The organism is Streptomyces sp. NPDC054932 (genome assembly GCF_053610205.1).
In genome coordinates this window covers 1-7,749 of record NZ_JBSGXU010000283.1, presented here as the reverse complement: position 1 = coordinate 7,749, position 7,749 = coordinate 1, and the positions used below count along the sequence as shown (strand labels likewise).

The following is a 7,749-nucleotide window of genomic DNA, read 5'->3' as shown; positions in this document are numbered from 1 at the left end:
CTTCGGAGGGGCGGGCCGTCGCCCGTACCCAAACCCTCCTCAAGGGCAGCAACGGCATCGGCACCGTCCGGCGCACGGTCCTGCCCGGCGGACTGCGCATCGTCACCGAGACGCTGCCCTCCGTCCGCTCCGCCACCTTCGGCATCTGGGCGCACGTCGGCTCCCGTGACGAGACGCCCACGCTGAACGGCGCCACGCACTACCTGGAGCACCTCCTCTTCAAGGGCACGCACAAGCGCACGGCCCTCGACATCTCCTCCGCGATCGACGCGGTCGGCGGCGAGATGAACGCCTTCACGGCGAAGGAGTACACCTGCTACTACGCCCGGGTGCTCGACACCGACCTGCCGCTGGCCATCGACGTGGTCTGCGACATGCTCACCGGTTCGCTGATCCGCGAGGAGGACGTCGACGCCGAGCGCGGTGTCATCCTCGAAGAGATCGCCATGACCGAGGACGACCCGGGCGACATGGTGCACGACCTGTTCGCGCAGACCATGTACGGGGACACCCCCCTGGGGCGTCCGGTCCTCGGCACCGTCGACACGATCAACGCGCTCGGCGCCGACCGGATCCGCCGCTTCTACAAGAAGCACTACGACCCGACCCACCTGGTCGTGGCCGCCGCCGGCAACGTCGACCACAACAAGGTCGTACGCCAGGTCCGCGCCGCCTTCGAGAAGGCCGGCGCGCTGACCCGCACCGACGCCGAGCCGATCGGCCCGCGCACCGGGACGAAGCGCATCCGCACCGCCGGCCGCGTCGACCTGGTGAACCGCAGGACCGAGCAGGCCCACGTGGTCCTCGGCATGCCGGGCCTCGCCCGTACGGACGAGCGCCGCTGGGCGCTGGGCGTACTGAACACCGCCCTCGGCGGCGGGATGTCCTCGCGCCTCTTCCAGGAGGTCCGGGAGAAGCGCGGCCTGGCTTACAGCGTGTACTCGTACACCTCGGGCTTCGCCGACACCGGTCTCTTCGGCGTGTACGCGGGCTGCCGCCCCAACCAGGTGCACGACGTGCTCCGGATCTGCCGCGACGAGCTCGACAAGGTCGCGACCGTCGGTCTGGCCGACGAGGAGATCAAGCGGGCCATCGGCCAGCTCTCCGGATCCACCGTCCTCGGTCTGGAGGACACCGGCGCGATCATGAACCGCATCGGCAAGAGCGAGCTGTGCTGGGGCGACCAGATGTCGGTCGACGACATGCTGGCCCGGATCGCCGCCGTGACCCCGGACGACGTCCGCTCGGTCGCACAGGATGTACTGGCACAGCGGCCCTCGCTCGCGGTGATCGGCCCGCTGAAGGAGAAGCAGGCCGCCCGTCTCGACGAAGCGGTCGCCTAGTTCCGTACGGCAAGTAAGGAAGCGATATGAGCAAGCTGCGCGTGGCAGTCCTCGGGGCCCAGGGCCGGATCGGCGCCGAGGCCGTCAAGGCGGTCGAGGCCGCCGAGGACATGGAACTGGTGGCGGCGCTCGGCCGCGGCGACAAGCTGGAGACGCTGGCCGAGGCCGGCGCCCAGGTCGCGGTCGAGCTGACCACCCCGGCATCGGTGATGGGGAACCTGGACTTCCTCATCCGCCACGGCATCCACGGAGTGGTCGGTACCACCGGCTGGACCGAGGACCGCCTCGCCCAGCTGGACACCTGGCTCGCCGGCTCGCCGGAGACCGGTGTGCTCATCGCCCCGAACTTCTCCATCGGCGCCGTCCTCACCATGAAGTTCGCCGCCCAGGCCGCGCGCTACTTCGAGTCCGTCGAGGTCGTCGAGCTGCACCACCCCAACAAGGTCGACGCCCCCTCCGGCACGGCGACCCGTACGGCGCAGCTCATCGCGGCCGCCCGCGCCGAGGCCGGCCTCGGCGCCCAGCCCGACGCCACCGCCACCGCCCTCGACGGGGCGCGCGGCGCGGACGTCGACGGCGTTCCGGTGCACGCCGTCCGCCTGCGCGGCCTGCTGGCCCACCAGGAGGTGCTCCTCGGCGGTGAGGGCGAGACCCTGACCATCCGTCACGATTCCCTGCACCACAGCAGCTTCATGCCGGGCATCCTGCTCGGTGTGCGCCGCGTGACGCAGACCCCGGGCCTCACCTTCGGCCTGGAACACTTCCTCGACCTGGGCTGACCGGACTGATTTCACGATGCGCGCGAAGATCACGTACTTCCTCACGGCCGCCGTCCTGGTGGTCTACTTCGTCCTGGTCGGCAGCCGGGGCCTGATGCTGATCCAGCACGGAACCCTGCTCACCGTCACCTTCGGGGTGGCCGTGCTGATCCTGCCGGTCATCGGTGTCTGGTTCCTCTGGCAGAACACCCGGTTCGTCACGCGGGCCAACCTCCTCGCGACCGAGCTGGAGGCCGAGGGCGGACTGCCCGTGGACGAGCTGGAGCGGGACACGTACGGGCGGATCCTGCGGGACTCCGCCGACGAGGTCTTCGCGCGCCGCAAGGCCGAGACCGAGGACGCGCCGGGGGACTGGCGCAGCTGGTTCCGGCTCGCCGTCGCCTATCACGACGCCCGGGACACCCCGCGGGCGCGCAAGGCGATGCAGCGCGCGATCGCCCTGCACGAGAAGAAGCCCGTACAGGTCTGATCCCTGCACGGGCTTCCGGGGGCGTCCGCGGCCGGTCAGGCGGCCACGGGCCGGTACTCGTCGGCCCAGGCCCCCAGCGTGTCGGCGGCCCGGTCGAAGGCCTCGGTCCGCGACAGGAAGTCGGCGTCGTGGTCGGTCAGCAGCGCCGCGGGCTCGGCCCCGCCCTGCCCCGACATCGTCAGCGCCTGCCCCTGCACGGTCCTCGGCAGCCCGAGCAGGCGCACCGGCTGCTGCACCGTACGGAGCTCGCCGATCTCGCTCCACGCGGTGGTCCGGGTGACGAAGAACCCGACCCGCCGCAGCCCGGCGGGGCTCACCCATACGCCGACGCGCAGGGTCTGCACCGCGGAACCGACGACCGTGAGGGCGGCGATCAGGCAGACCAGGGCCCCGCCCCAGCCGCCCGCGAAAGCGACGATCATCGTGGCCAGCAGCATGAAGGCCGACAGCAGGAGCAGCAGTGCTCCGATGCCCACGCGCCAGGGGCCGGGCCGGTAGGGCCGGCGCCAGCGGTCCTCGTCGGCATGGGCCAGGATCTCGTCGCCGTCGCCGTCGTCATCCACATCGGATACGCCGTCGGCCGTCAGGAAGGGCAGGGGCACGGCTGGACCTCACTCACATGCACGTTCGGTTGGGCTGTGCCCGTGAGGCTACCGCCCCTGGGACGCCTCCGACTGCTGCGACTTCTCTGGTGCCTTGCTCGGCTGCAGTGCGGGCATACCGAAGAGCAGTGAGCCGGCGAGCCCCGCAACCACGGTCAGTCCGACCAGAGTACGGGCGGCCAACTGGGTCCGGCCCAGCCGCTCGCGCGGCGGCGGAGTGACGTTGCTTCGGAAACGGTCGGCCTCGGAGACGAAGGCGAACGGAACGGGTTCGCGCCGGAGGAACATCAGAGCGAATCTCCTCGGGGTGGATGGGTGTGCGTTCTCCTAGGTAGGACGTACGAGCCGCTCAAACGGTGCCGGATTTCGGGACATTAGGAAAAATTCATGGCTGTGCGTCAGCTGTGCGCGGCTCCTCGTGCACCCCGTGCGCCGCGTGCGTCGGCATGGGCCCGGCGAGGGGCGCCGTAGAGTGGGCGCGCCCCAGGACGCACGTTTGGAAGGACCCCCGGTGAGCGAAACCGCCGCTTCAGATCTGAAACCCAGCTTCCGCAGCGACGTGACGGTGGAGCTGGTGAAGCACTCCGCCGCCGACTCCGACGTGCTGTGGGCCGCTCGCGTCTCCACGGCCGGCGAGCAGTCCCTGGAGGAGCTGCAGAAGGACCCGGAGCGCTCCAAGGGCCTCATCAACTATCTGATGCGCGACCGCCACGGCAGCCCCTTCGAGCACAACTCGATGACCTTCTTCATCAGTGCCCCGATCTTCGTCTTCCGCGAGTTCATGCGCCACCGCGTGGGCTGGTCGTACAACGAGGAATCGGGCCGCTACAGGGAGCTCGAGCCGGTCTTCTACGTCCCGGACGCCGAGCGCAAGCTGGTCCAGGAGGGCCGCCCGGGCAAGTACGTCTTCGTCGAGGGCACCCAGGCGCAGCAGGAGCTCACCGGTCGCGTCATGGAGGACTCCTACGTGCAGGCCTACGAGGCCTACCGCGAGATGCTCGCCGCGGGCGTGGCCCGGGAGGTGGCCCGTTCGGTCCTGCCGGTCGGTCTTTTCTCCTCGATGTACGCCACCTGCAACGCGCGCTCGCTGATGCACTTCCTCGGTCTGCGGACGCAGCACGAGCTCGCGGCCGTCCCGTCCTTCCCGCAGCGGGAGATCGAGATGGTCGGCGAGAAGATGGAGCAGCACTGGGCGAGGCTCATGCCGCTGACGTACGCGGCCTACAACGGCAACGGTCGCGTTGCCCCGTAAGGGCTGGTACACCCGCGGCGTACTGATGTACGGCGTTAAGTCCTAAGTGTCCGTATTGCGACGTTTCGTAAAGTTCATCTAGGCTGATCAAACGGACCCGGCACTGCTTGAACCCCCGAGCAGGCAGTGCCGGCGTCCAACACCCCGTTGACGTCCCCCGAGGGGACACCGCGAGCATGGCAGCGAGTAGCGTGTTACCCATGGCTCCGATCTCGACTCCGCAGACCCCCTTCGGGCGGGTCCTCACCGCCATGATCACGCCGTTTACGGCGGATGGCGCACTCGACCTCGACGGCGCGCAGCAGCTCGCCGTCCACCTGGTGGACGCAGGCAACGACGGCCTGATCGTCAACGGCACCACCGGTGAGTCGCCGACCACCACCGACGCGGAGAAAAACGACCTCGTACGAGCCGTACTCGAAGCCGTCGGGGACCGCGCCCACGTGGTCGCCGGCATCGGTACCAACGACACCCGCCACACCCTCGAGCTGGCCCGCCAGGCCGAGCGCACCGGCGCCCACGGCCTGCTCGCCGTCACCCCGTACTACAGCAAGCCGCCGCAGGAAGGCCTCTTCCGGCACTTCACGGCGATCGCCGACGCCACCGGTCTGCCGGTGATGCTCTACGACATCCCCGGCCGCAGTGGTGTCCCGATCGACACCGAAACCCTGGTCCGGCTGGCCGAGCACCCCCGTATCGTTGCCAACAAGGACGCCAAGGGAGACCTCGGCCGCGCCAGCTGGGCCATCGCGCAGAGCGGCCTGGCCTGGTACTCGGGCGACGACATGCTGAACCTGCCGCTCCTGTCGGTCGGCGCGGTCGGATTCGTCTCGGTGGTCGGCCACGTGGTCACCCCCGAGCTGCGCGCCATGCTGGAGGCCCACCTGGGCGGAGACGTCCAGAAGGCGACAGAGATCCACCAGAAGCTGCTCCCGGTCTTCACCGGCATGTTCCGCACCCAGGGTGTGATGACCACCAAGGGCGCACTGAACCTGCAGGGCCTGCCCGCGGGCCCGCTGCGGCTCCCGCTGATCGAGCTGACCGCCGAAGAGACGGCCCAGCTCAAGATCGACCTTGCCGCCGGCGGGGTACAGCTCTGACAAACAGACTTCACAACTGAATAAGCACGAACAAACGAATACGAACAGACAACAGCAAGTGCACGAATGACATGCGCGCCACGTGCCTTCCGGGGTACGTGGCGTGCGTGGTGAGGAGACACTTTTGAGCCATCCGCATCCGGAACTCGGTCCGCCGCCGAAGCTGCCCAAGGGCGGCCTCAGAGTCACCCCCCTGGGTGGTCTCGGCGAGATCGGCCGCAACATGACCGTCTTCGAGTACGACGGCCGTCTGCTGATCGTCGACTGCGGCGTCCTCTTCCCCGAGGAGGAGCAGCCGGGCATCGACCTGATCCTGCCGGACTTCTCGTCCATCCGGGACCGCCTCGACGACATCGACGGCATCGTCCTCACGCACGGCCACGAGGACCACATCGGTGCCGTCCCCTACCTCCTCCGGGAGAAGGCGGACATCCCGCTGATCGGCTCCAAGCTGACGCTGGCCCTCATCGAGGCGAAGCTCCAGGAGCACCGCATCCGCCCCTACACCCTCGAGGTGAAGGAGGGCGAGCGCGAGGCCCTCGGCCCGTTCGACTGCGAGTTCATCGCGGTCAACCACTCCATCCCGGACGCCCTGGCCGTGGCCATCCGCACCGGCGCCGGCATGGTCGTGGCCACCGGCGACTTCAAGATGGACCAGCTCCCGCTGGACAACCGCCTCACCGACCTGCACGCCTTCGCGCGTCTGAGTGAAGAGGGCATCGACCTCCTTCTCTCCGACTCCACGAACGCCGAGGTCCCGGGCTTCGTCCCGCCCGAGCGCGACATCTCCAACGCCATCCGCGGGGTCTTCGCGAGCGCCCAGAAGCGGATCATCGTGGCGTCCTTCGCCAGCCACGTGCACCGCATCCAGCAGATCCTCGACGCCGCCCACGAATTCGACCGCAGGGTCGCCTTCGTCGGCCGCTCGATGGTCCGCAACATGGGAATCGCCCGTGACCTGGGCTACCTGAAGGTCCCGGCCGGTCTCGTCGTCGACGTCAAGACCCTCGACGACCTGCCGGACGACGAGGTCGTGCTGGTCTGCACGGGCTCCCAGGGCGAGCCGATGGCGGCCCTGTCCCGCATGGCGAACCGCGACCACCAGATCCGGATCGTCCCCGGCGACACCGTGATCCTGGCGTCGTCCCTGATCCCGGGCAACGAGAACGCGGTCTACCGCGTGATCAACGGCCTGACCCGCTGGGGCGCCAACGTCGTGCACAAGGGCAACGCCAAGGTGCACGTCTCCGGCCACGCCTCGGCCGGCGAGCTGCTGTACTTCTACAACATCTGCAAGCCGCGCAACCTCATGCCGGTCCACGGCGAATGGCGCCACCTGCGCGCCAACGCCGAGCTCGGCGCCATGACGGGCGTCCCGAAGGACCGCATCGTCATCGCCGAGGACGGCGTGGTCGTCGACCTGATCGACGGCAAGGCCCGCATCTCCGGCAAGGTCCAGGCCGGCTACGTGTACGTGGACGGCCTCTCGGTCGGCGACGTCACGGAGGCCTCGCTCAAGGACCGCCGGATCCTCGGTGACGAGGGCATCATCTCGGTCTACGTCGTGGTGGACAGCAGCACCGGCAAGGTCGTGACCGGCCCGAACATCCAGGCCCGCGGTTCCGGCATCGACGACTCGGCCTTCGCCTCGGTCATCCCGAAGATCGAGGAAGCCATCGCCCGCGCCGCGGCCGACGGCGTGGCCGAGCCGCACCAGATCCAGCAGCTCATCCGCCGCACGATGGGCAAGTGGGTCTCGGACGGCTACCGCCGCCGCCCGATGATCCTCCCGGTCGTCGTCGAGGTCTGACCCCCGCCGTAGCGACACGACGGGAGCGGGGCAACCGGATTTGCATCCGGGGGCCCCGCTCCAGTACGTTTACGTCTCCACCTCGCACGGCACCCCGGCACACACGTGTGTCCGGACGGGTCATGCGGGCGGGTGGGAATCAAGACCCAGGGAGACCTGATAAAGTCTGATCCGCCCGAAAGGGAAAGGCCCGTCCAACGGCCACCAATTCAAATCCGAGCCGGAATCGGCACGGAAATGGTCTGGTAAGGTTGGAACCGCCGGAAAGGGAAAGCGCGAAAGCGAAGACCTGGAAAGCACCGAGGAAGTCGGACACGAAAGAGTCTGATAGAGTCGGAAACGAAGAACAGAACGAAAGCCCGGAGGAAAGCCCCAGCCGATGTTGCTGAGGGTG

At 68.8% G+C, this 7,749-nt stretch carries 8 protein-coding genes; 6 read left to right on the top strand and 2 right to left on the bottom strand.

Features of this window, described 5'->3' with window-relative positions:
- The 3 genes from ACWGE1_RS38755 to ACWGE1_RS38745 form a co-directional block, all read left to right on the top strand.
- The coding region (locus ACWGE1_RS38755) for a M16 family metallopeptidase (protein ID WP_453425169.1) at window positions 1–1,343 on the top strand (1,343 nt) is incomplete at its 5' end.
- A gap of 26 nt (window positions 1,344–1,369) precedes the next feature.
- Complete coding sequence (gene dapB / locus ACWGE1_RS38750; protein WP_453425168.1) at window positions 1,370–2,122, top strand: 4-hydroxy-tetrahydrodipicolinate reductase; 753 nt, start codon at window positions 1,370–1,372, stop codon at window positions 2,120–2,122.
- A gap of 16 nt (window positions 2,123–2,138) precedes the next feature.
- Window positions 2,139–2,591 (top strand): tetratricopeptide repeat protein, encoded by a 453-nt coding sequence (locus ACWGE1_RS38745; protein WP_393783672.1) that lies wholly within the window; start codon window positions 2,139–2,141, stop codon window positions 2,589–2,591.
- A gap of 35 nt (window positions 2,592–2,626) precedes the next feature.
- Here the strand turns inward: ACWGE1_RS38745 and ACWGE1_RS38740 are convergent, their stop codons facing one another.
- Window positions 2,627–3,193, bottom strand: a complete 567-nt coding sequence (locus ACWGE1_RS38740) for a hypothetical protein (protein ID WP_453425167.1) — start codon at window positions 3,191–3,193, stop codon at window positions 2,627–2,629.
- 48 nt (window positions 3,194–3,241) lie between these two features.
- Window positions 3,242–3,481, bottom strand: a complete 240-nt coding sequence (locus tag ACWGE1_RS38735; RefSeq protein WP_453425166.1) for a hypothetical protein — start codon at window positions 3,479–3,481, stop codon at window positions 3,242–3,244.
- Window positions 3,482–3,704: 223 nt separating this feature from the next.
- Here ACWGE1_RS38735 and thyX point away from each other — a divergent pair, with 223 nt between their 5' ends.
- The 3 genes from thyX (at window position 3,705) to ACWGE1_RS38720 (ending at window position 7,355) form a co-directional block, all read left to right on the top strand.
- A complete protein-coding gene (thyX, locus tag ACWGE1_RS38730) occupies window positions 3,705–4,445 on the top strand; it encodes an FAD-dependent thymidylate synthase (protein ID WP_453425165.1) in 741 nt (246 codons plus the stop codon).
- 200 nt (window positions 4,446–4,645) lie between these two features.
- On the top strand, window positions 4,646–5,545 hold the full coding sequence (gene dapA / locus ACWGE1_RS38725; protein WP_453425164.1) for a 4-hydroxy-tetrahydrodipicolinate synthase: 900 nt from the start codon (window positions 4,646–4,648) through the stop codon (window positions 5,543–5,545).
- 124 nt (window positions 5,546–5,669) lie between these two features.
- Window positions 5,670–7,355, top strand: coding sequence for a ribonuclease J (locus ACWGE1_RS38720; protein WP_453425163.1), 1,686 nt, complete (start codon window positions 5,670–5,672; stop codon window positions 7,353–7,355).
- The last annotated feature ends 394 nt before the right edge of the window (window positions 7,356–7,749 follow it).